The sequence below is a fragment of the Hydrogenophaga sp. FW305-3-2-15-A-LB1 genome (genome assembly GCF_058787875.1).
This window is the reverse complement of the sequence record NZ_JBYTAE010000024.1, coordinates 1-20,696: the sequence shown is the minus strand read 5'-3', so window position 1 is coordinate 20,696 and position 20,696 is coordinate 1. Positions and strand designations below refer to the sequence as shown.

Genomic DNA, 20,696 nt, shown 5'->3' with positions numbered 1-20,696 from the left:
CCGCTCACCCATGCAGGTCAACACGCTCCCGGCCCTTCGATCCACGGGTGGCAACGAACGCGCCTCCGGCACCGCGCTCGCCATCGGCCGGCCGGCGGCGGGTGCCACGGCCCCGGCCGCAGCGGTGCCCGGAGCGGCCAGCGCTCGTCCCCTGCGCGCCACGACCGGCGAGGCGGCGAAATCAGCGTCCGCCTTCAGCCCCTGGGACGGCGAACGGCATGGGCAGGTGGCCGCGGCCCAGATGTCCAAGGCCTACCTCGGCCAGTTGTCGGCCGGCCTGCACACCCTCAAGTCCGGCTACAGCGAGAACCTGGCCGACCCGGCCACGGCCCACCAGCGCGAGGGCGAACTCGCCTCGGCGCGACAAGGCCTGCAGACACTCTGGCGCCAGCGCGCCGCGGCCACCAGCGCCGCCATCGACCCGCAACTGCAGTACCAGGGCCATGGCGCGGCGCGCCAGGCGTTTCGCATCCGGGGCATCGACGCGGCCGCGCTGTCGCAAGGCGCGCGCGAGGTGCTCAGCATCGGCCTGCCGTCCAACCTGGCCGGCCCGCTGACCGTGACCATCGACCCCGAACAAGGGGTGAACAGCAACCTGCGCCGGCTCGACCACGCCCTGGCCACGGCCGATGTGCGCGTGCACATCGACGACCGGGGCGAACCCGTGTTCAGCGCGCCGGAAGCCACCTGGGACAAGGTGCAGGACCGCATCACCATCAAGGGCGAGGGACACCGCTTCGCCGACGGCGTCCCCCAGCGCGTGCGCACCCACACCGAAGCACCGGCCCTGCCGGCGGCGCTGTACGAACAGGCACCGGTGGAGCCGCACGAAATTCGCGGTGCGCTGCAGCGCGTGATCCACGCGCTGGACCGCGTGGGCTTCACGCAAGCCCAGGTGGCTGGCGCGCTGGCGCTGGCCTCGGCCGAGGCCAGCGCCGCCTCGGCGGAGATCCCGGCCGAGTCGGTGGAGCGCGCGGCCCAGGCCTTCCTGGCGCGCACGCAATCGATGCGCTTCGAGACCTATGCCGATGTGGCGCCGGCTTTGGCGGGCGTGAACCGCGCGCGGGTCATGGCGTTGCTGGGGTGAAGCGGGCGCAGGCGCTAGGCGTTGGCATAGATTTTCAGCAGCTTGGTTTCCTGCGACTCAACGGCAATGTGCAGAAGCAGCGTGTTCTTCAGGTCCACGGTGGGGTGAATGGCGCAGCGCTTGCTGAACCAGAACGTTTCCTTCAGAGACTCTTTCTCATGCCAAGTGGTGACGACCAATCGGTGATCCGGTGTCGCTTCACCGGGGCAGTCGTCGATATACGCCCAGTCGACCGAATCGTCCCAACTGCTGCATTCACGACCCCACGCCATCATGTAGAGGCAGCCTGATCGGACGAGCCATGCGCTCGTGGCGTTCTGCCAATGGCTGTCCACCTCCGCATCCACGATCACAACGGCTTGAAACGGCGCGAGATGCGCGATCTCAGGATGCCTCTCCCCAGGAGGGAGCAGCAGGTAGGTCACTGGGCGTTGTGGAGGGTGGATGTCTGGAGAGGTCATCTCGATGCGTGCTTTGGGCCGATGGGCGACATGCTAGCTGGGCACCTCGCTGTCCTGATTCAGAAAAAAATCAGCCTCCGCATTTAAGGACCCGCTCGAGCAGGTCGCTCTGTGAAGGTGAGGTCGTCGATACCCGGCGCCCCAACCGATCAAGGAGTACCCACCATGTTGAGCCTGCACACCAACTACGCTTCGCTGAGCACCCAGAACGCCCTCGGCGCCACGCAGAAGACCCTGACGACCTCCATGTCCCGCCTGGGCACGGGTTTCCGCATCAACTCCGCCATGGACGATGCCGCCGGCCTGCAGATCGCCACCCGCATGAACGCCCAGTCGCGCGGCATGGCCGTGGCGATGCGCAACACGCAGAACGGCATCTCGATGATGCAGACCGCCGAAGGCGCGTTCAAGGAAATGACGAACATCGTCACCCGCATGAAGGACCTGGCCACCGAAGCCGCCAACGGTTCGGCCACCCAGGAAGACCGCGACGCCCTGCAGTCCGAATTCGACCAGCTCGGCGAAGAACTCGGCAACATCATGACGAACAGCTCGTTCGCCGGTGAAGCCCTGTTCAACAAGGCCGGCGACGGTGGCAAGCTCGGCGCCGCCGCCGTGACCTTCCAGATCGGCGCGACGACCGCCGAAACCATGGAAGTGGACGTGACCGATGCCCTGGGCGACCTGGGCACCGACCTCGACGCCGTGGTGGCTTCCTACACCGCGGGCGTGACCGCCGGCACCCCTGGCACCGAAATCGCCACCGCCGCCGCCGCCAACACCGCGATCGACGACCTGGCCGACGTGCTGGACTCCATCGGTGCCGTGCGCGCCCAGCTGGGTGCTTCTTCCAACCGCCTGGAAAGCGTCTACAACAACCTGGGCAACCAGCGCACCCAGACCGACGCCTCCAAGGGCCGCATCATGGACGTGGACTACGCCGCTGAAACGGCCAACATGACCAAGAACCAGATGCTGATGCAAGCCAGCACCTCGATGCTCAAGCAGTCGTCGAGCATGTCCCAGCTGGTCATGTCGCTGATGCAGTAAACCGGCGACTTCGGCCGCCCTCCACGGCGGCTCGAGACGACAAAGCCAGCCGGTGACTCGGCTGGCTTTTTTTCATTTCACGCGCAAGGCGCCTGAACCTGGGTGGGTGGACGGAGGCCTCCATGAACATCGATCGTGTCACCGCCGCGAGCCTCGCGCCGCAGCGCCAGCCCGCCCGGGATGGTGCGCCGCGGCCGGCCGTGGGCGAGCACATCGCCCTGCGCTACGAGGGGCGGGACGAGCATGGCGTGACGCTGCGGCGCGATCGCGGCGCCACGCTGCGCCTGCCTCCGCAAGGCGCCTGGGCCCAGGGTCTTTCGGTGGGCGACATGGTGTGGATGCGGGTTCTGGCGACCGAGCCTTCGCTCGAACTCGAGTTCGTCGCGCCCCGGCCCGGCGTGCCGGGCGCCCCCGCATCACCCGACGAACTGCCCGCGATGCGCCTGGACCAGGCGGCCCTGCGGGCCTACCAGTGGAAGCTGCCGTCGCCCACCGAACTGGCCGCCGCATGGCGCGTCATCCTCACCTCGCGCCACATGGACCTGGGCCTGCAAGGGCTGGCGCTGCTGGAGCGGCCGCCGCTGGCGCTGCCCGGCCCGCACACGGCGCCCGGTGCGCCGCCGTCGGAGCGCGGCGAACCCGGCCACTGGAGTTTTCACCTGTACGCCTGGGGCGGCCTGAGCGTGGCGCTGCGCGTGGCCGCCGCGCCGCTGTGGGAGCGCCGCAAGCCCCGGCCGCGCGAGGAGGGGCCCGCCGGCCTGGAGGTGGCCCTGACCCTGCCGCAGGCTGGCCCGATCACGGTTCAGCTGTTGTGGCTGGGCGGTGGCCTGGCCATGGCCCTGATTCCGCGACAAGCGCAGGTGCTGCCCTTGCTGCGCGAGCTGATGCCGGAGCTGGCCGCGGCCCTGGGCCGCCTGGGCGCGCCGCTGGTCAAGGTGCAACTGGGCACGCCGCTCGCGCCCTTGCCACCGGGTGGCTTGAGTTACCGGCCCGACCCCGCATCGTCGCTGTTGCTGCACGCACTGGCCGAGGTGGTGAGTGGTGTGGCGCGGCACTGGCCGTTGCCGCCGGACGCGCAGGCCTGAGGGCCGCTCAGCCGAGCGAGCCGACGATGGCCACTTCCCGCTGCTCGGGCACCTCGTTGTAGGACAGCACGTGCAGGCCCGGTGCGAACAGCCGCGCGTAGCGCGCCAGCAGGGGGCGCACCTGGGGCATCACCAGCAGCAGCGGCGTGGCCGCCATCTGCTTCATCTGCTCGCGCGCGATGGGCATGTGGGACTGCAGCTGGTTAAGCAGGTTGGGGTCGATCGGGAAGTTGTCCAGCGCGACCTTGCCGGCGCTGCGCGCCTGGTTGAGCGCGCCCAGCAGCAGGTTCTCCAGCTCGCCGCCCATGTTGAAGGCCTTGATCTCGCCGGTCTGGCCGCACAGCGCGCCGACGATCTGGCGGCGCAGCGTGCAGCGCACCTCGGCGGCCAGCAGCAGCGGGTCCTTGGTCTGCTCCGCGTTCTCCAGCAGGGTGGTGGCCACGGGCACGATGTCCTTGAGCGAGACGTTCTCGGCCAGCAGCGTGCGGAACACCTTGAGCAGCATGCTGTGGGTGAAGGCCTTGTCCAGCGCGGCCGACAGCTTGGGCGCGAGCGAGGCCAGGCGCTCCATCAGCGCGTTGACGTCGTCGTGCTGGAACAGTTCGCCGAGGTTCTCGCGCATCAGCTTGGTCACGTGCGTGGCGATCACCGTGGGCACGTCCACCACCTGGTAGCCCATGCCCAGGGCGTGCGCCTTCTGCGCCGGCTCGATCCAGATCACCGGCATGCGAAAGGAGGGGTCGGCGCCGGGGATGCCGTCGATGTCGCCGTACACCTGGGGCCCCGGGATGGCCATGAGCCGGTCGGCGAACACCTCGGCCTGCGCCAGCACCGTGCCGTGCATGAGCACCGAGTAGAAGTTGGGCTTGAGGCCGAGGTCGTCGCGCGCGCCGATGGGCGGAAGCACCACGCCCATGCCTTCGCTCAGGGTCTGTCGCACGCCCTTGAGGCGCTTGGCGAGCACGGCGCCTTGCCCGGGGTCGATCAGGCCCACCAGCTTGTAGCCCACCGACACGGCCACCGGCTCCACCACCGGCAGGCTCTTCCAGTCGATCTCGGGCTGGCTCTCGGTCAGCAGGGCCACCTGCACCTGGGCGCTGGGGTCCGGCGGGGCCACCACCACGCGCGACCCCATGCGCCACGCCACGTAGCCGAGCACGCCGGCGAAGGCGAAGAAGATGAAGGTGGGCATGCCCGGGATGGCGCCCAGCAGGGCCATCAGACCGGCCGCGCCGTACAGCACGCCGGGCGAGGCCAGCAGCTGGCCGGTGATCTGCTTTTCGATGTCGCCCGACTCGCTGGCGCGGGTGACGATGATTGCGGCCGCGGCGGAGAGCAGCAGCGCCGGGATCTGCGCGACCAGGCCGTCGCCGATGGTCAGCAGCGCGAACAGCTTGAACGACTCGCCCAGCGAGAGGCCGTGCATGAAGCTGCCGATGAGCACGCCGCCGATGAGGTTGATCAGCAGGATCAGGATGCCGGCGATGGCGTCGCCCTTGACGAACTTGGAGGCGCCGTCCATGGCGCCGTAGAAGTCGGCCTCGCCGGCCACTTCCTTGCGGCGCGCCTGCGCGCCTTCCTGGTTGATGAGGCCGGCGTTGAGGTCGGCGTCGATCGCCATCTGCTTGCCGGGCAGGGCGTCCAGCGTGAAGCGCGCCGACACCTCCGAGATGCGCTCGGCGCCCTTGGTGACCACCAGGAAGTTGATGATCATCAGGATCACGAACACCACCAGGCCGACCACGAAGTTGCCGCCGATCACCACGTGGCCGAAGGCCTCGACCACCTTGCCGGCCGCGTCCGTGCCCTGGTGGCCGTTGAGCAGCACCACCCGCGTCGAGGCCACGTTGAGCATCAGGCGCAACAGCGTGGCGCCCAGGATGACGGTGGGGAAGATGGAGAAGTCCAGCGGCCGGCGGCTGTTGACCGCGACCAGGATCACGATCAGCGAGAGCACGATGTTGAACGTGAACAGCACGTCCAGCAGCAGCGGTGGCAACGGCAGGATCACCATCGTCAGCATCGCCAGCAGGAAGAGCGGCGCGGCGTAGCGCATGCGCTGCAGGTCGGACCAGAGTGACTTGAGGACGTTCATGGCGGGCTTGGTGTCAGGTCAGGTGGGCGGGGACGTGGAGGTCGGCGGGCAGCGCGGGCTGCGCCTTGCGGCCGCCTTCGCGGTAGGCGCGCAGCTGGAGCACATAGCGCAGCACGAGCGCCACGGCCTGGTACAGCGCGGCCGGGATCTGCTGCTTAACCTGGCTGGTGTTGTAGATGGCGCGCGCCAGCGGCGGCAGTTCCAGCACCTCCACCTTGTGCTCGGTGGCCAGGGCGCGGATGTAGAGCGCGAGCTCGTCCACGCCCTTGGCGATCACATAGGGCGCTTCGGCCTTCTGCGTGTCGTACTTCAGGGCCACCGCGTAGTGCGTGGGGTTGACGATCACCACGTCGGCGGTGGGCACGATCTTGCGCACGCTGCGCTTGGCGATCTGCTGCTGCAGCTGGCGGATGCGCTGGCGCACCTCGGGCCGGCCTTCGCTGGTCTTGTGCTCTTCCTTCAGGTCGCGCTTGCTCATGCGCTGTTCGCGCAGGAAGACGAAGCGCTGCAGCGGCAGGTCGATCAGCGCGAACACCACGAACACGCTGCACAGGGTGAAGATGCCGGTGATCGCCAGGCCCATGGCCTGCGCCAGCGCCTCGTGCAGCGGCAGGCCCTGCAGCCGCAGGAAGGCCGGGCGCGTGGAACTCGCGGTGTGCCAGAGCACGCCACCCAGGCAGGCCGCCTTGGCGGCGGTGGTGGCCCAGTCGATCAGGTGCTTGGGCTTGGTGATGCGGCTGAAGTAGCTCAGCGGGTTCAGCCGTTCCAGCTTGGGCATGAACTGGTCGGTGCTGAGCACCCAGCCACTGGGGAACAGCGTGAACGCGGCCACGATGATGGGGATGAGCGCCAGGGGCAGCACCATCTTGCCCACCAGCAGGATCGCCGGCTTGAAGGCGTTGGACCACATGTTGTCCAGCGCGGCCTCGCCGTCGAGCATCACGAAGCCCAGGCCGAACAGGTGCTTGAAATCCGCCAGGTACGAGGGCGCCATGATGACGATGAGCTGCAGGCTGCAGACCAGACCCACGGCGGTGGCCACGTCCTTGGAGCGGGCGACCTGGCCCTTCTCGCGCGCCTTGCGCAGCTTCTGCGCGCTGGCGTCTTCGGTCTTTTCCCCGGTGTCCTGCTCGGCCATGGCTTACCTCGCCACCATCATCTGTTCGAGCATGCCCAGCACGCGCGAGGTCAGGCGAACGTACTGCTCGGGGATGTAGCGCACCAGGCCGGAGAGCATGAACAGGCCGAACACGATGATCAGCGAGAAACCGAGCGAGAACAGGTTGAAGGCCGGCGCGATGCGGTTGAGCAGGCCGAAGCCGATCTGCACCACCAGCGCCGAGAAGATCACCGGCAGGGCCAGCAGCAGGGCGGCCGAGAAGACCCAGGCCACCTGCAGCGGCAGCATCTCCAGCGCCACCTGCGGGATGCCGCCGCCCACCGGCCAGGACTTGAAGCTCGACCCCATCACGCCATTGAAGACCAGGTGGCCTTCGACGGCGAAGAACACCAGGATGCTCATGACGTAGAGCAGGGTGGAGACCACGTCGGAGGACACGCCGCTCATGGGGTCGTTCATGACCGCCATGGACAGGCCCATCTGCGACGAGGCCATGAAGCCCAGCAGGGTGAAGACCGCCATGATGAGCTGGAAACACAGGCCGATGATCAGGCCGATCACCACCTGCTCGATGGTGGTGACGATGCCGAGCAGGGAGAAGGGGGTGATCGGCACTGGGGGCTGCGCCACCGGCAGCAGCACCACGGCCAGCGCCAGCGCCAGCAGCACGCGCACGGTGATCGGCACCATGTTCTCGCCCACCACCGGCATGAAGGACAGCATGGCCAGCAGCCGCACGAAAGGCCACCACATCGCCAGCAGCGTGGCCAGCAGTTGACCGAAGACCGGCTCCATGGGGCTCACGTCAGATCGCCAGCTGCGCGGCGCGTTCGAAGATGGCGATGCAGTAGTCCATGAGCTTGCCCGCCAGCCACTGCCCCATGAAGATGATGGCCAGCAGCGTCACGATCAGGCGGGGCAGGAAGCTCAGCGTCTGCTCGTTGATCTGCGTGGCGGCCTGGAACAGGCTCACCACCACGCCCACGACCAGGCTGGGGCCGATGAGCAGCGTGACCAGCACCACCACCAGCTTCAGGCACTCGGCGACCAGTTCGACGGCGATTTCGGGGGTCACGACGAAGTCCCTTCAGATGGCGCGCACGCTGGTCACCAGCGTGTTGACCGTCAGCGTCCAGCCGTCCACCAGCACGAACAGCAGCAGCTTGAGCGGCAGGGAGATCACCAGCGGGGACAGCATCATCATGCCCATGGCCATCAGCACGGACGAGACCACCAGGTCGATGACCAGGAAGGGGATGAACAGCATGCAGCCGATCATGAAAGCCGTCTTGAGCTCGCTGAGCACGAAGGCGGCGAGCTTGACGGTGAAGGGGTGCAGCGCGGGGTCGGTGACGGCCGGCGCGCCGGCCAGGGTGGCGATCTGTTCGAGCGCGGGCTTGCTGGTCTGCGCGAGCATGAAGCGCGAGAGCGGCGCCTCGGCGTTCTTCAGCGCCTGGGCCAGGGTGATCCTGCCCTCGTCGTAGGGCTGCAGGGCATCGGTCCAGATGCGCTCGCCCACCGGCCGCATCACCAGCAGGGTGAGGATGAGCGCGATGCCGGTGATGATGCGGTTGGGCAGGCCCTGCTGCAGGCCCAGCGCCTGGCGCAGCAGCGAGAGCACGATGACGAAGCGGGTGAAGCTGGTCATCATGAGCATCATGGCCGGGAGCAGACCCAGCAGCGTCATGATGATCAGGATCTGCGTGCGAACCGTGTAGTCGGTGGTGCCGCCGCTGGTGTTGCTGCTGAAGATCTGCAGCCCTTGACTCCCCGCCTGCGCCAGCGCATCGGTGGGCGCCAGCCCCGTGAGCGCGGCCAGCGTGACGGCGCCCAGGAGCAGGGCGCCGGGTCGAAGGGCGCGTGGCGTCATGCGGCCAGGCTGTCCAGGTTCAGGTCGGAGATCTCGACCACTTTCAGGCCGTAGTTTTCGCCGGAGATCACCACCACGGCCTTGCCGATGGACACGCCATTGACCTTGATGGTCAGCGGCTCGCCAGCCAGCGCATCGAGTTCGACCACGCTGTCGGTGCTCAGGTGCGCCAGGTCTTCCAGCGACACCCGGGTCGAACCCAGCTCCAGCGTGAGCGTGACCGGGATCTTGCGCATGAGGCTGCCCATGCCCAGCCGGGGCGCCGGGGCCTCGAAAGCCACCGGTTCCGCCGCGGGTTTCTCGGCCGGGCCGTCCATGTAGGACAGCAGTTCGTCGATGCCGCCGGCGGCGTCGGCTGGGAGGGGCGCGGTGAGGTTTTCCATGGCGGTTCAGACTTCTTGGAGGGAGGTTAGACAGAGCTTGCCGCCGTGCTCGACCACGCTGGCCTTGAGCACCGGGCTGTCCTGGATGCGCACGGTGGCCAGGCCGAGGTCGACCGGCAGCACGCTGCCAGGCCGCAGCGCCATTACGTCGCCCAGCGACAGCGGCTTCTCCAGCAACCGCACGTCGAGCAGCATGGGCAGCTGCCGGCGCAGGGTGGTCGGGTCGATGGGTTTTTTCGCGGGCTTGCGCCGGGGTGGCGCCAGGGCGCGCAGCAGGGCGTCCAGGGCGCTGTCTTCCAGCACCCAGTTCAGCCGGCCCATGGGGCGGCCCTGCGCGTCGAGCAGGTCGCAGCCCAGGAACAGGGCCTGGGCATCGGTGGGGCCGCCGAAGCCATGGCGCTCGGTGTCGAGCACGGCCGGTGCGGTGTCCGTGGCGGCGCGCTCCTGCAAGCCGCTGAGCAGGCGCGCCGAGAGGCACTGCACGAGGCGCTTGCCCACCTGCGCGGCGAGCCGCTGTTCGGTGGCGGTCTCCGAGCGCTGCAGCATTTCCTGATCCAGCTGGCTCCAGTTGCTCATGCCCAGGCGGCGGGCCAGCAGCGCGAGCGCGGCCTGGCGATCGATGGAGAAACCCAGGCGGCCGGCGGCCGTGTCGAACAGGAACCAGCGCAGGGGCCTGTGCGGATGGACCCGGCGCGAATGCTCGATGCGCCCCAGCTGGAAGCCCGGTGCGGTGCGGGTGGCGAAGAGGCTTTCCACGGCGGCCGCCAGGTCGGCGTGGAGGACCTGGCAAAAACGGTCGAGCACGTGAACGGGGCGGCCCAGCTCGCAGGTGTCGATCACCGTCATGAGCGCCCCGCGGGCGGGCCCGATGATCTTCGTGGTCGCGGGCATGCGGCTCAGATCGGCAGCTTGATGAGGTCGTCCAGGCCCGAAACGACCTTGTTGCGCACCTGCATCATCATTTGAAAGTTGAGCGAGGCTTCCTGGCTCTTGAGCATGGCGCCCACCAGGTTGTCGCTCTGGCCCGTCTCGACCGCGCTCACCATGGCCTGGGCCTCGTGGCCCTTGTCGTCCACCGAGCGGATCAGGCCGCCGATGTGGTCGGTGAACGAGCGGGCGCCCTGGCCCCCGCCGAGCGGCAACGCCTCGGCGATGTGCGACTCACTGGCCTTGATCTGCGCAAGGCTGCTCTGGATGTTCAAAAGCATGGAGCTGTTCATGGGCGCGGTGGCGTAAGGGCTTGGGGTGAAGAAAGTATCGAGGGGCGAGGGCGCGGCCGACCCAGGTCAACAGGCTGAAAACCCGGCGTTGAAGCCTCCTGCGGCGCCAGCGACGGCGCGTTTTCCGCGGGGAATGAGGCGAAAGGTATGCACCGCGACCGCACGGCGGATGAAGGCGCTTTCTTTCCTCAAGACGCCCGAAGCGGCGCCGATAGTTGGCGGATCAACTTCTGAATATCGGCGCTGACGGCGCTGCATCCACCGGCCGACTCTGGCCATCAACCCCGAGAAAAACGTGAATTTCATCCAGTCTTTGAAGGTCGGCCCTCGCCTGATCGCCGCCTTTCTCGTCATCTGCACCATCTGCGCCCTGGTGGGCGGCATCGGCATCCTCAACATGTCGAAGATCAACGACGAGGCCACCAAGATGTACACCCTTGAGCTGATGGGCCTCTCCCACATCAAGGAAGCCAACATCAACCTGATCTATGCCGGGCGCGCCCGCTCCAACTTCATGCTGGCCACCACCGAGGAAGAGCGCGCGGCCCACAAGGCGACCCTGGAAAAGAGCCTGACCGCCGCCGACGAGTTGCTGGACAAGGCCGCGCCCCTGTTCTATTCGCCCAAGGCCAAGGACATGTTTGCCGAGGCCGAAGCCTCGCTGGCCGCCTACCGCCAGCACCTGAACACCGCGCTCAGCCTGGCCGCGCAGGACGCCCTGCTGTCCACCCGCAGCGAGGCGTTGACCAAGGCGCTGGACGACGCCCGCATCGAGTCCACCAAGGTGGACAACCTGTTCACCGAACTCTCCCGCATGAAGGAAGGCGCGGCCAGCAAGGCCAACGACCTGACGGACCAGCTTTACGCAACGAGCCTGACGATGATGCTGGCCCTCATCGCCGCCGCCGTGGGCATCGGCATGGTGCTGGGCCTGGTGATCAGCCGCTCCATCACGCGGCCGCTGAACGAGGCCGTCCGCGTGGCCGAGACCGTGGCCGCCGGCGACCTGACCTCGCGCATCGAAGTCACCAGCACCGACGAAACCGGGCAACTGCTGAACGCGCTCAAGGCCATGAACACCAGCCTGCTCAACATCGTGAGCAACGTGCGCTCCAGCTCCGAGTCGATCGCCACCGGCAGCTCGCAGATCGCGATCGGCAACAACGACCTGAGCCAGCGCACCGAAGAACAGGCGAGCAACCTCGAACAGACCGCAGCCTCGATGGAAGAACTCACCTCCACGGTGCGCCAGAACTCGGAGACCGCGCGCCAGGCCAACCAGCTGGCCACGACCGCCAGCGAGGCGGCCGTGCAGGGCGGCGACGTGGTGGGGCAGGTGGTGGGCACCATGCAGGACATCACCGAGAGTTCCAGGAAGATCGCCGACATCATCGGCGTGATCGACGGCATCGCGTTCCAGACCAACATCCTGGCGCTGAACGCCGCGGTGGAAGCGGCGCGCGCCGGTGAGCAGGGCCGGGGTTTCGCGGTGGTGGCTGGCGAGGTGCGCAACCTGGCGCAGCGCAGCGCGGGCGCGGCCAAGGAAATCAAGCTCCTGATCAACGAGAGCGTGGAGAAGGTGGAAGCCGGCTCGCGGCTGGCCGACGACGCGGGCCGCAACATGGAGAACATCGTCTCGCAGGTCAAGCGCGTGACGGACATGATCACCGAGATCAGCGCGGCCGGCGTGGAGCAGTCGCAGGGCATCAGCCAGGTCAGCGACGCGGTGAACCAGCTCGATCAGGTCACGCAGCAGAACGCCGCCCTGGTGGAAGAAAGCGCCGCCGCGGCCGACAGCCTCAAGAGCCAGGCCAGCCGGCTGGCGGAGATCGTCGCGGTGTTCAAGGTCTGAGGCCCGCTAAGTGGTTGATGGATAACGACTTTTAAGAAATCCTCGCGGGAGCGCCGGCCCCGCCAACCCCGCGTTGGCGGGGCCGGCGTTTTTCAACCTGCCACAATTGGCCATTGGGCCTCGATGGTGAAATTGGTAAACACAGGGGACTTAAAATCCCCCGTCGCGAGACTTAGCGGTTCGAGTCCGCTTCGAGGCACCACCTCTAGGTTTTTTGCGGTTTCGCCGCTACAGTGAGTTTTCCATGACCCGATACAACGCGCCCTTCGAGATCCACGTGCACGGCGACGTGCCGTTGCGCGAGGATGTGGCCTACGGCCAGATCCAGGATGCGCTCAAACCCTTGTGGCAGTACGCGGGCGCCCGCTCGCTGGCGGCGGCGGCCGAGAGCAGCTACGAAGACGAGCCGGGCATCCGTTTCGACGCCGAGGCCCATGTGCTGCAGATCTGCTGGACGGTGCCGGGCGACGAGGATTTCCGCCAGGTGATCGAGGAGGCCTGCATGGGCCTGAACGACATCGCGTCGGCCGGGGCACCGCTGGAAGTGTCGTTCTACGACGCCGAGTACGACGAAGAAGAGGGTGCGCCCGACGAGGAAGCGCGCGACGACTTCCTGATGTGCTTCGTGGGCCCCACGCCGGCCGCCATCATGCAGGTGCAACGCGACCTGCTGGTGCAGGACGTGCTGCACGTCATGGAGCGCCACTTCGACCAGGCCGAACTGGGCGACGTCGTGGGCGCGATCGACAAGCTCTTCAACCAGCGCTTCGAGTCGCTGGTGAATTCGATGCAGCTGGGCAAACCGCCGCGCGGCCATGGCGGCCCCTCGCACGGTGGCCCGCGCAAGCCGCGCCACCTGCACTGACGGCCCGGTCACGGCCGCGTAATAGACTTCAGAGCGCGAGCACCTGGCCTCGCCCTCTGGAGTCCCCATGGCCTTTTTCTCCACCGATGCCCTGAATCCCGGCGTGCGCAAGCGCGAGGTGTTCGGCTGGGCGATGTTCGACTTCGCGAACTCCGGCTACACCACGGTGGTGATCACCGCGGTGTTCGCGGCCTATTTCGTGGGGGCGGTGGCCGGTGGCGCCGAATGGGCGACCTTCGCCTGGACGCTGGCGCTCAGCATTTCGCACCTGATCGTGATGTTCACCATCCCCGCCATGGGCGCGTGGGCGGACCGCCACGCGGCCAAGAAGCGGCTGCTCATGATGACCACGCTGGGCTGTGTGCTGGCCACGGCCGCGCTGGGCCTGGTGGGGCCGGGAGCGGTGGTGCTGGGCATGGTGCTCATCGTCGTGTCCAACGTGTTCTTTGCCTGGGGCGAGTCGCTCATTGCCGCGTTCCTGCCCGAGCTGGCGAAACCCGAGGCCATGGGGCGGGTGAGCGGCTGGGGCTGGAGCCTGGGCTACGTGGGCGGCATGCTGGCGCTGGGGCTGAGCCTGGGCTATGTGCTCTGGGCCCAGGCGCAGGGCCAGAAAGCCGAGCAGTTCGTGCCGGTGACGATGGGGATCACGGCGGCGGTGTTCGCCGTGGCGGCGCTGTTCACGCTCGGATTCCTGCGCGAGCGCGCCCAGCCCCAGACCGGGCCCGCCGGCGCGGCGGGGTGGCGCGAATCGCTGCGCCAGCTGCACCGCACCTTCCAGCAGGCGCGCCGTTACCGCGATTTCATGTGGCTGCTGGCCTGCGTGGCGGCCTACCAGGGCGGCGTGGCGGTGGCCATCACCCTGGCGGCGATCTACGCGGAGCAGGTGATCGGCTTCGTGCAGCAGGAGACCATGGTGCTGATCTTCGTGCTCAACATCGCGGCCGCGCTCGGGGCTCTGGCCTTCGGCTACTGGCAGGACCGCCTGGGCCACAAGCTGGCGCTGGGCATCACGCTGGTGGGCTGGGTGGCGACCTGCATCATCGCGGCGCTCACCACCACCAAGGGCGGCTTCTGGTACGCCGCGGCCATCTCGGGCGTGTGCATGGGCGCGAGCCAGTCTTCGGGCCGTGCCATGGCCGGCATGCTGGCGCCACCGGCGCAACTGGCCGAGTTCTTCGGCCTGTGGACCTTCGCCACGCGGGTGGCCAGCATCATCGGCCCGCTGAGCTATGGCGCCATCACCTGGATGACCGGGGGCAACCAGCGCCTGGCCATCGGCTTCACGGCGGTGCTGTTCGTGATCGGCCTGGCCTTGCTGGTGCCGGTGAACATGCAGCGCGGGCGCGCTGCCGCGCTGCAGGCCTAGAGGCTTCGCGCTTCGACCGCCAGGCCCAGCCAGCGCTGGGCGGCCTGGGCCAGGGCCGAGGGGTTGCCGCTGGACAGCAGCAAGGGCGGCACGGTGGGCGCGTCCGGGAGCAGGGGCAGGCCCAGCACATCGCGGGTGCGGCGCGCGACGGGGGCGCCCGTGTCCACCAGCGTCACATCGGGGCCGCACAGGCGGCCCAGCAGCTCGGCCGCGAACGGGTAGTGCGTGCAACCGAGCACCAGGGTGTCGATGGGGTGGTCGCCTTGGGGGCCTTGCAGCAGTTCTTGCACATAGCGCGTGCTCAAGGCCTCGATGGTGGGCAGCTCGTGTCGCTCGATGGCCGCCGCCAGGCCATCGCAGGGCTGACTGATGAACCGCAGGGGACGGGGCGCGGCGGCGATCAGCCGGTCGCGCAGCTGGGCGAAACGCGCGCTCTCGAGCGTGCCGCGCGTGGCCAGCACGCCGATGCCGCCGCTGCGGCTCAGGGCGGCGGCGGGCTTGAGGGCAGGTTCCACGCCCACGATGGGCATGTCAGGGTAGGCCTTGCGCAGGTCGTCGATGGCGTGGGCCGTGGCGGTGTTGCAGGCGACCACCAGGGCGTCGATGCCGTGCTGCTCGCGCAGCTGGGCGGTGATGCGGTGCGTGCGCGCCGACACGTCCTGCGCCGTGCGCTCGCCGTAGGGCGCGTGCGCGCTGTCGGCGGCGTAGACGAAGCGCGTGCCCGGCAGCTCGGCGAGCAGGGCGCGCAGCACGCTCAGGCCGCCGACCCCGCTGTCGAACACCCCGACGGTTTTCAAGCGGCGGCGACCTCGATGCCCTTGAACTCGCCGGTGGCGATGCGCTTCTGCCACTCGGCCGGGCCGGTGATGTGCGCGCTGGTGCCGCCCGCGTCCACGGCCACGGTCACGGGCATGTCGACCACGTCGAATTCGTAGATGGCCTCCATGCCCAGGTCGGCGAAACCCAGCACCTTCGCGGTCTTGATGGCCTTGGAGACCAGGTAGGCCGCACCGCCCACGGCCATGAGGTAGGCGCTCTTGTGCTTCTTGATGGCCTCGATGGCGACCGGGCCGCGCTCGGACTTGCCGATCATCGCGATCAGTCCGGTCTCGGCCAGCATCATTTCGGTGAAGCCGTCCATGCGGGTGGCGGTGGTGGGGCCGGCCGGGCCCACGGCCTCGTCGCGCACCGGGTCGACCGGGCCGACGTAATAGATCACGCGGTTGGTGAAGTCCACCGGCAGTTTCTCGCCCTTGGCCAGCATGTCCTTGATGCGCTTGTGCGCCGCGTCGCGGCCCGTGAGCATCTTGCCGTTGAGCAGCAGGGTGTCGCCGGGCTTCCAGCTGGCGACTTCTTCCTTGGTCAGCGTGTTGAGGTCGACGCGCTTGCTCTTCTGCGTGTCGGGCACCCAGTTCACGTTGGGCCAGAGGTCCAGGCTCGGCGCGTCCAGGTAGACCGGGCCGCTGCCGTCCATCACGAAGTGCGCGTGGCGCGTGGCCGCGCAGTTGGGGATCATGGCCACGGGCTTGCTGGCCGCGTGCGTGGGGTACATCTTGATCTTGACGTCGAGCACGGTGGTCAGGCCGCCCAGGCCTTGCGCGCCGATGCCCAGGGCGTTGACCTTCTCGTACAGCTCCAGGCGCAGTTCCTCGACCTGGTCGAGCTTCTCGCCCTTGGCCGACTTGGCCTGCAGCTCGTACATGTCGATGTCGTCCATCAGGCTTTCCTTGGCCATCAGCACCGCCTTCTCGGCCGTGCCGCCGATGCCGATGCCCAGCATGCCCGGCGGGCACCAGCCGGCGCCCATGGTGGGCACGGTCTTGAGCACCCAGTCGACCACCGAGTCGCCGGGGTTGAGCATGATCATCTTGCTCTTGTTCTCGCTGCCGCCGCCCTTGGCGGCCACGGTCACTTCCACGGTGTCGCCGGGCACCAGCTCGGTGAAGATCACGGCGGGCGTGTTGTCCTTGGTGTTCTTGCGGGCGAACTGCGGGTCGGCCACGACGGAGGCGCGCAGCGTGTTGTCGGGGTGGTTGTAGCCGCGGCGCACGCCTTCGTTGATGGCGTCTTCCAGGCCGCCGGTGAAGCCTTCCCAGCGCACGTTCATGCCGACCTTGAGGAACACGTTGACGATGCCGGTGTCCTGGCAGATCGGGCGCTGGCCGGTGGCGCTCATCTTGCTGTTGGTGAGGATCTGCGCGATCGCGTCCTTCGCGGCGGCGCTCTGCTCGCGCTGGTAGGCGCGGGCCAGGTGGGCGATGTAGTCGGCCGGGTGGTAGTAGCTGATGTACTGCAGCGCGGCCGCGATGGATTCGATGAGGTCGGCCTGGCGGATGGTGGTCGTCATGGTGTCGTGGGCGTAGGGGGCAAATCGCGTCGGCGGCCGGGGCAAGGCGTCAAGTGGCCATCAGATGAGAATTGCTTTTATTTGGAGCTATGCTGGAGGGCCTTGGGGCTTGGCTTTTCCAGCCCTCTATTTTGACAGGTCACGCCACACCATGAACACCCGCCCGGCCACCCGCTCCGAACGCGACACCTTCGGTCCCATCGACGTCCCGGCCGACCGCCTCTGGGGCGCCCAGACGCAGCGCTCGCTGCAGAACTTCGACATCTCGGGCGAGCGCCAGCCGCGCGAGATGATCCGCGCCCTGGCGCAGGTCAAGCGCGCCTCGGCCGTGGTCAACCACGCGCTGGGCCTGCAGGACGAGAAAAAGACCCAGGCCATCGCGAAAGCGGCCGACGAGGTGATCGCCGGCGGCCACGAGGTGGAGTTCCCGCTGGTGGTCTGGCAGACCGGCTCGGGCACGCAGACCAACATGAACGTGAACGAGGTGCTGGCCAACCGCGCCAGCGAGCTGCTGGGCGGCGAGCGCGGCGAAGGGCGCCTGGTGCACCCCAACGACGATGTGAACCGCAGCCAGTCGAGCAACGATGTGTTCCCGACCGCCATGCACGTGGCGGCGGTGGAAGCCCTCACGCACCGCCTGCTGCCGGCGCTGGCGCTGCTGCGCGGCACGCTGGAGAAGAAGGCGCGCGACTTCGACGGCATCGTCAAGATCGGCCGCACCCACCTGCAGGACGCCACGCCGCTCACGCTGGGGCAGGAGTTCTCGGGCTGGGTGGCGCAGCTCGCGCACGGCGAGGCGCATGTGCGGGCGGCCCTGCCGCACCTGTGCGAACTGGCGCTGGGCGGCACGGCGGTGGGCACCGGCCTGAACGCGCCCAAGGGCTATGCCGAGCAGGTGGCGGCCGAGCTGGCCCGGCTCACCGGCTTGCCCTTTGTCACCGCGCCCAACAAGTTCGAGGCCATGGCCAGCGTCGACGCCCTGGTGCACGCGCACGGCGCGCTCAAGACGCTCGCGGCCAGCCTCATGAAGATCGCCAACGACGTGCGCTGGCTCGCCAGCGGTCCGCGCAGCGGCATCGGCGAACTCAGCATCCCCGAGAACGAGCCCGGCTCGTCCATCATGCCCGGCAAGGTCAACCCGACCCAGAGCGAGGCCGTGACCATGCTGGCGGCACAGGTGTTCGGCAACGACGTGGCGATCAACTTCGGCGGCGCCTCGGGCAACTTCGAGCTCAACGTGTTCCGCCCCATGGTGGCGCACAACTTTCTGCAGAGCGTGCGCCTGCTGGCCGACGGCATGAAGAGCTTCAACGACCACTGCGCCGTGGGCATCGAGCCCAACCGAGCCCGCATCACCGAGCTGGTGGACCGCTCGCTCATGCTCGTGACCGCGCTGAACACGCACATCGGCTACGACAAGGCCGCGCAGATCGCCAAGAAGGCGCACAAGGAGGGCACCACGCTGCGCGAGGCCGCGCTGGCGCTGGGCCACGTGACGGCCGAGCAGTTCGACCAGTGGGTGGTGCCGGAGAAGATGACGGGGCGTTGACCGCTACCATGGCGCCATGATCCCGTTCCCCTGGCGCACCAGCTTCCTCGTCGATCCTTTCGCCAGCTTCACGCTCGCCATCCTGCTGCTCTTCGTCGGCAAGTGGCTCACTCAGCGCCACGCCTGGCTGCAGCGCTACAACATCCCGGAGGCCGTGGTGGGTGGGGTGGTGTGCGCGCTGGTCGTCTGCACCCTGTACTACACGCTGGATGTGCGGGTGGTGTTCGAGCTCGGCGCGCGGGACATGCTGCTGCTGTACTTCTTCGCCGCCATCGGCCTGGGCACGGACGTGCGCACGCTGCGCCAGGGCGGGCGCTCGCTGGTGGTGCTGCTGGTGCTGGCCATCGGCTTCATGCTGTTGCAGAACGGGGTCGGCATGGCGGCGGCCAGCGCGTTCGGCATGGACGCGCGCGCGGGCCTCATGGCCGGCTCGATCTCGCTCACCGGTGGGGTCGGCACCACGCTGGCCTGGACGCCGCACTTCGTCGACCGCCTGGGCATCGCCAACGCGGGCGAGCTGGGCCTGGCGGCCAACATGGTGGGCATGATCGCGGCCTGCCTGGTGGGCGGGCCGCTGGCGGCGTGGTTGATGCGCCGCCACCGCATCGTGCCCTCGGGCGCGGCCGACGTGGAGGTCGGCACGCGCTACCAGGACGAAGCCCACCTGCGGCTCGACTACCACGGCGTGCTGATGGCCTTGCTCTGGCTCAACCTGGCCCTGATGCTGGGGCAGGGCGTCAACGAGCTGGTCGCGCTCACCGGGCTGCACCTGCCGGCCTTCGTGGGCTGCCTGATGGCGGGCATCGGCCTGCGCAGCGCCGGGCAGTGGCTGGCCCCCGAAGGCGGTCGTCTGTGGAACTGGCCGAGCATGCGGCTGGGGGTGGCGCTGATCTCCGACCTGAGCCTCGGCCTGTTCCTCACCATGGCGCTCATGGGCCTGCGCCTGTGGGAGCTGGAACCGGTGCTGGGCTTCATGGCCGTGACCATGACGCTGCAGGTGCTGCTCGCGGTGGCGTTCACGGCTTTCGTCGTGTTCCGCTTCATGGGGCGCGACTACGAAGCGGCCGTCATCTGCTCGGGCTTCGGCGGCATCGCGCTGGGCTCGACCGCCACCGCCATCGCCAACATGAGCGCGGTGGTGCGGGCCTACGGCGCGGCGCCCCGGGCCTTCATCGTGGTGCCGCTGGTGTGCGGGTTCTTCATCGACCTCGCCAACGCGCTGGTGATCGGCTTGCTCGCGCGTTGAGCGCATGAAAAAGCCCGGCAGGCCGGGCTTTTTCAGGGGGTGTCGGCGCCTTAGCGTTTCGCAGCCGACAGGGCCTGCGAGATCCAGCCGTCAAAGGTCTTCTGGTGGGCCTTGATCCAGGCGTCGGTGTGGCGCTCCACGTCCTGCGGCTTGTTCTGGCCTTCGCGCATGCGCAGGTTCTGGGCGTTGATGTCGGCCACCGGCAGCGCCATCACCTCGAACAGCCGCGCGGCCGCCGGGTTCTGCTCGGTGAACTGCCGGTTGGCCACGATGCGCTGCGTGTTGAGCACGAAGCCGTAGTTCTGGCCGTTGGGCAGCTGGGTGTCGAGCTTGCTTTGCTCCCCCGGCAGTGAGGAGAACGGCACCTGCAGCCACACCACTTCCTGGCCGGGGCGCAGCACGCCGCTGACCCAGTAGGGCGTCCAGGTGTAGTACAGCACCGGCTGGCCCTGCTTGAGGCGCGTGATGGTGTCGGCGATCAGCGCGGCGTAGCTGCCCTGCTGGTGCGTCACCGTGTCGCGCAGCTTGTAGGCGTCGAGGTGGTGTTCGATCACCGCCTCGCAGCCCCAGCCGGGGTTGCAGCCGGTCAGGTCGGCCTTGCCGTCGCCGTTGTGGTCGAACAGCTTGGCGATCGCCGGGTCCTTGAGCTGGTCCACGCGCGTGATCTTGTGAGCCTCGGCGGTCTTGCGGTCGATCAGGTAGCCCTGGGCCGCGCCGGGCGAGTAGGCGCCCTGGCGGTAGAGCTTGGCGTCGCCGCCGGCGTTCTTGTAGAAGTCCGCGTGCAGCGGATCCCAGTGGTCGGCCATGAAGGTGGCGTCGCCGTTGGCGATGGCCACGTGGGCGGTCGGGTACTCCACTTCCTTGATCGGCTTCACGTCGTAACCCAGTTTGGCCAGCGCTCGCGACACCAGCAGGGTCTGGAAGGTCTCTTCGGCGATGGAGCTTTGCAGCGGCTGCACGGCAATGCCTTTGCCGGGCAGGTTCTGCGCCTGGGCCGGGCCCGTGAGGGCGAGGGCCATGAGGCCGCCGCCGAGCAGGGTGCGCCACAGAGGGGTGGGCGTGGGGAAGGTCATCGGTTTCCTTTCGATGGTGGGTGGGAG

21 protein-coding genes and 1 tRNA gene are annotated in these 20,696 nt (G+C 68.3%); 9 read left to right on the top strand and 13 right to left on the bottom strand.

All coding sequences use genetic code 11. The features are described 5' to 3' along the window. The first annotated feature begins 10 nt into the window (after positions 1-10). Positions 11-1,087 (top strand): hypothetical protein, encoded by a 1,077-nt coding sequence (locus AC3WPZ_RS09485; RefSeq protein WP_444686762.1) that lies wholly within the window; start codon positions 11-13, stop codon positions 1,085-1,087. Between the two features lie 14 nt (positions 1,088-1,101). Here the strand turns inward: AC3WPZ_RS09485 and AC3WPZ_RS09480 are convergent, their stop codons facing one another. Beyond that, complete coding sequence (locus AC3WPZ_RS09480; protein WP_382325326.1) at positions 1,102-1,512, bottom strand: DUF7684 family protein; 411 nt, start codon at positions 1,510-1,512, stop codon at positions 1,102-1,104. Positions 1,513-1,713: 201 nt separating this feature from the next. On the opposite strand from AC3WPZ_RS09480, the gene AC3WPZ_RS09475 reads away from it, so the two are divergent. Next, a complete protein-coding gene (locus tag AC3WPZ_RS09475; RefSeq protein WP_444686761.1) occupies positions 1,714-2,598 on the top strand; it encodes a flagellin N-terminal helical domain-containing protein in 885 nt (294 codons plus the stop codon). Between the two features lie 122 nt (positions 2,599-2,720). Further along, the gene (locus tag AC3WPZ_RS09470; RefSeq protein WP_444686760.1) at positions 2,721-3,683 is read left to right on the top strand and encodes a hypothetical protein; all 963 of its coding nucleotides are present in this window, start codon (positions 2,721-2,723) and stop codon (positions 3,681-3,683) included. Positions 3,684-3,690: 7 nt separating this feature from the next. On the opposite strand, the gene AC3WPZ_RS09465 is transcribed toward AC3WPZ_RS09470, so the two are convergent. The 9 genes from AC3WPZ_RS09465 to AC3WPZ_RS09425 form a co-directional block, all read right to left on the bottom strand. Beyond that, positions 3,691-5,778, bottom strand: coding sequence for a flagellar biosynthesis protein FlhA (locus tag AC3WPZ_RS09465; RefSeq protein WP_444686759.1), 2,088 nt, complete (start codon positions 5,776-5,778; stop codon positions 3,691-3,693). A gap of 13 nt (positions 5,779-5,791) precedes the next feature. Further along, positions 5,792-6,916, bottom strand: coding sequence for an EscU/YscU/HrcU family type III secretion system export apparatus switch protein (locus AC3WPZ_RS09460; RefSeq protein ID WP_444686758.1), 1,125 nt, complete (start codon positions 6,914-6,916; stop codon positions 5,792-5,794). A gap of 3 nt (positions 6,917-6,919) precedes the next feature. Further along, positions 6,920-7,693 carry a flagellar biosynthetic protein FliR gene (gene fliR / locus AC3WPZ_RS09455; RefSeq protein WP_444686757.1) on the bottom strand — a complete coding sequence of 258 codons (774 nt, stop codon included), beginning with the start codon at positions 7,691-7,693 and terminating at the stop codon, positions 6,920-6,922. A gap of 10 nt (positions 7,694-7,703) precedes the next feature. Then, positions 7,704-7,973 (bottom strand): flagellar biosynthesis protein FliQ, encoded by a 270-nt coding sequence (gene fliQ, locus AC3WPZ_RS09450; protein WP_382325318.1) that lies wholly within the window; start codon positions 7,971-7,973, stop codon positions 7,704-7,706. Positions 7,974-7,985: 12 nt separating this feature from the next. Continuing rightward, positions 7,986-8,768, bottom strand: a complete 783-nt coding sequence (fliP, locus tag AC3WPZ_RS09445) for a flagellar type III secretion system pore protein FliP (RefSeq protein WP_382325316.1) — start codon at positions 8,766-8,768, stop codon at positions 7,986-7,988. After that, positions 8,765-9,151, bottom strand: coding sequence for a FliM/FliN family flagellar motor switch protein (locus tag AC3WPZ_RS09440; protein ID WP_382325314.1), 387 nt, complete (start codon positions 9,149-9,151; stop codon positions 8,765-8,767). The genes fliP and AC3WPZ_RS09440 overlap by 4 nt, the downstream gene beginning before the upstream one ends. Before the next feature lie 6 nt (positions 9,152-9,157). After that, positions 9,158-10,042, bottom strand: a complete 885-nt coding sequence (locus AC3WPZ_RS09435; RefSeq protein ID WP_444686756.1) for a FliM/FliN family flagellar motor C-terminal domain-containing protein — start codon at positions 10,040-10,042, stop codon at positions 9,158-9,160. Positions 10,043-10,047: 5 nt separating this feature from the next. Then, on the bottom strand, positions 10,048-10,359 hold the full coding sequence (fliE, locus tag AC3WPZ_RS09430; protein ID WP_444686755.1) for a flagellar hook-basal body complex protein FliE: 312 nt from the start codon (positions 10,357-10,359) through the stop codon (positions 10,048-10,050). Positions 10,360-10,437: 78 nt separating this feature from the next. Further along, positions 10,438-10,677: a hypothetical protein gene (locus AC3WPZ_RS09425; protein ID WP_382157231.1), complete on the bottom strand. Its 240-nt coding sequence runs from the start codon at positions 10,675-10,677 to the stop codon at positions 10,438-10,440. Between AC3WPZ_RS09425 and AC3WPZ_RS09420 the strand changes: the two genes are divergently transcribed. From AC3WPZ_RS09420 to AC3WPZ_RS09405, 4 genes are all read left to right on the top strand, one after another. Next, positions 10,667-12,223, top strand: a complete 1,557-nt coding sequence (locus AC3WPZ_RS09420; protein WP_382325309.1) for a methyl-accepting chemotaxis protein — start codon at positions 10,667-10,669, stop codon at positions 12,221-12,223. The two genes, AC3WPZ_RS09425 and AC3WPZ_RS09420, sit on opposite strands and share 11 nt — an antisense overlap. 117 nt (positions 12,224-12,340) lie before the next feature. Further along, positions 12,341-12,425, top strand: a tRNA-Leu gene (locus AC3WPZ_RS09415). A gap of 42 nt (positions 12,426-12,467) precedes the next feature. Then, positions 12,468-13,088, top strand: coding sequence for a DUF6806 family protein (locus tag AC3WPZ_RS09410; RefSeq protein WP_382157245.1), 621 nt, complete (start codon positions 12,468-12,470; stop codon positions 13,086-13,088). A 67-nt stretch (positions 13,089-13,155) separates the two neighbouring features. Beyond that, complete coding sequence (locus AC3WPZ_RS09405; RefSeq protein WP_444686753.1) at positions 13,156-14,454, top strand: MFS transporter; 1,299 nt, start codon at positions 13,156-13,158, stop codon at positions 14,452-14,454. Here AC3WPZ_RS09405 and murI read toward each other — a convergent pair. Together murI and AC3WPZ_RS09395 are read right to left on the bottom strand one after the other, a co-directional pair. Beyond that, positions 14,451-15,251 (bottom strand): glutamate racemase, encoded by an 801-nt coding sequence (murI, locus tag AC3WPZ_RS09400; RefSeq protein WP_444686752.1) that lies wholly within the window; start codon positions 15,249-15,251, stop codon positions 14,451-14,453. The two genes, AC3WPZ_RS09405 and murI, sit on opposite strands and share 4 nt — an antisense overlap. Continuing rightward, positions 15,248-16,801: a fumarate hydratase gene (locus AC3WPZ_RS09395; protein ID WP_444686751.1), complete on the bottom strand. Its 1,554-nt coding sequence runs from the start codon at positions 16,799-16,801 to the stop codon at positions 15,248-15,250. Before AC3WPZ_RS09395 ends, murI begins: the two co-directional genes overlap by 4 nt. 151 nt (positions 16,802-16,952) lie before the next feature. Here AC3WPZ_RS09395 and fumC point away from each other — a divergent pair, with 151 nt between their 5' ends. Both fumC and gltS read left to right on the top strand, forming a co-directional pair. Beyond that, positions 16,953-18,350: a class II fumarate hydratase gene (gene fumC / locus AC3WPZ_RS09390; protein WP_382325303.1), complete on the top strand. Its 1,398-nt coding sequence runs from the start codon at positions 16,953-16,955 to the stop codon at positions 18,348-18,350. 16 nt (positions 18,351-18,366) lie between these two features. Next, positions 18,367-19,596, top strand: a complete 1,230-nt coding sequence (gene gltS, locus AC3WPZ_RS09385) for a sodium/glutamate symporter (RefSeq protein WP_382325301.1) — start codon at positions 18,367-18,369, stop codon at positions 19,594-19,596. A 50-nt stretch (positions 19,597-19,646) separates the two neighbouring features. Here the strand turns inward: gltS and proX are convergent, their stop codons facing one another. Further along, on the bottom strand, positions 19,647-20,615 hold the full coding sequence (gene proX, locus AC3WPZ_RS09380) for a glycine betaine/L-proline ABC transporter substrate-binding protein ProX (RefSeq protein WP_492439329.1): 969 nt from the start codon (positions 20,613-20,615) through the stop codon (positions 19,647-19,649). Positions 20,616-20,696 lie beyond the last annotated feature (81 nt).